The organism is Natronococcus sp., from assembly GCF_047921035.1.
Lineage (GTDB): Archaea > Halobacteriota > Halobacteria > Halobacteriales > Natrialbaceae > Natronococcus.
The window spans coordinates 1-1,719 of sequence record NZ_JBLRWX010000210.1 but is presented as its reverse complement, the minus strand read 5'-3'; the positions used below and the strand labels follow the sequence as shown (position 1 = coordinate 1,719).

The following is a 1,719-nucleotide window of genomic DNA, read 5'->3' as shown; positions in this document are numbered from 1 at the left end:
CCGAGACGCGCGACAGCGCGTCTCTCTGCGGAACGACGATCGAAGCGCGAGCGTAGCGAGCGGTGAGTGAGTCGTCTACACGTAACGCGAGTTTCAGACGAAATCCTCGGTAACAAAACTATTCGACTATCTACTGATAACAAAACGTAACAGAATCCACAATTGATAAGTAACCGCCATTCGACTCTCCGGACGACTATGTCCCGCGTCATCAAGATCCTGATCGCCACGTTCGTCATCGCGCTCGTCTGGAAAGTCGCCTTCGGCGGCTCCTCGGACGTCGAGTACGAGTACGAGCCGGACCGGTAGTCGATCCGAACGGCTTACGGCGGCGTAGCCGTACACCGTTCGTATGTACGGCGTCGTCACCCGAAACGAGGACGAGGTACGGTGGCCGGAGTTCGACCGCGGCTTCTACGAGGTCAAAGACGTCACCGGGCGGTCTGCCGAACCGATCGCCGACGCGGTGAACATGGTCTCGTGTTTCGGCGACAACGCCGCGGCCGACGCCGATCCGTCGCTGGTCGCGGTCGACGACCTGGGGCGGCCCGCCACGCGGGACCGGAAGTACTTCGACTGGGCGTACGTCTGTCCCTCCCGCGAGGACTACCGCGAGGGACTGTTCGAGATCATCGACGACTGCGCCGCGGCCAACGCGGACGTCCGCCTCGACGACATCGGCTTCCCCCGGGAGGAGTACTGTCGCTGCGGAATCTGTGAGCAGAACTTCGAAGAGAGCGAGTACGACGACCGCCTCGAGTGGCGCGCCAGCGTCATCACCGAGTTCGTCGCGGAGGCCGTCGAGCACGTTCCGGGGCGGGTCTACATGACGCTGTACCCCGATCCCTACCCCGGTCACCTCTACGAACGGGCCGGGATCGACCTCGAGGCCCTCGAGGAGTACGTCGACGAGTTCGTCGTGCCGCTGTACGACACGGCCTACGAGACGACCTACTGGCTCGAGACGATCGCGAAGGGGTTCGAGAGCGCGCTCGAGACGCCGTTTAGCATCGAGCTCTACGCGGTCAACGTCGACGTCGACAACCTGATCCACGCGACGGAGGTCGCCGAAGCGTACGGGACGGACGTCTTCTTCGGCTACCAGGCGTCGAACGCCCGGGCCGCGTTGCGCCGCCGCCGGGCCGACGAGCGCGACGGGGTCTCCCACGGCGACCCCGACGGTGCCTGAGAAGGGTCTGGGTCCCTCGATCCGGCGTCGGAGACCGGCGTTCGGTCACGCCGCTGCACAGTGGTGACAATTGACGTACAACTTTTGGTCCTCGGGATCGAACTCGAGTCCGTGTACGAGCGCATCCTGTTTCCGACCGACGTCGGCGACCCCCCGGAGCGGGCGCTCGAGACCGCGCTCGACCTCGCCGAGCGCTACGACGCGGAGTTGCACGTCCTCACCGTCGTCGACACGACGAGAGTCTCGACTGACGTCGAAACGGGACCCGCGCTCGAGCAGGCCGAGCGCACGGGGTCGACGGTCGTCGAGGGGCTCGTCGAGCGACTCCGCGAGCGAGGCCACGAACGAGTCGTCGGCGCGGTCGTCCACGGCCGTCCCCACAGCGGCATCCTCTCCTATACCGAGAACCACGACGTCGATCTGATCGTGATGGGAACGCACGGACGGACGGGGCTGGACCGATACCTGGTCGGCAGCGTCACCGAAAAAGTTGTTCGGCTCTCGGACGTTCCGGTGTTGACGGTTCGACA

At 64.7% G+C, this 1,719-nt stretch carries 2 protein-coding genes; both read left to right on the top strand.

All coding sequences use genetic code 11. The annotated features are described in order from the left end of the window. The first annotated feature begins 352 nt into the window (after nucleotides 1–352). Nucleotides 353–1,189: a hypothetical protein gene (locus ACNA7R_RS20200; RefSeq protein ID WP_416285329.1), complete on the top strand. Its 837-nt coding sequence runs from the start codon at nucleotides 353–355 to the stop codon at nucleotides 1,187–1,189. Nucleotides 1,190–1,300: 111 nt separating this feature from the next. Then, a partial coding sequence (locus ACNA7R_RS20195) for a universal stress protein (RefSeq protein ID WP_416285328.1) occupies nucleotides 1,301–1,719 on the top strand: 419 nt, incomplete at its 3' end.

Coding starts and splice junctions, on each gene's coding strand:
- ACNA7R_RS20200 (WP_416285329.1), top strand. CDS start 353: ATGTACGGCGTCGTCACCCGAAACGAGGACGAGGTACGGTGGCCGGAG.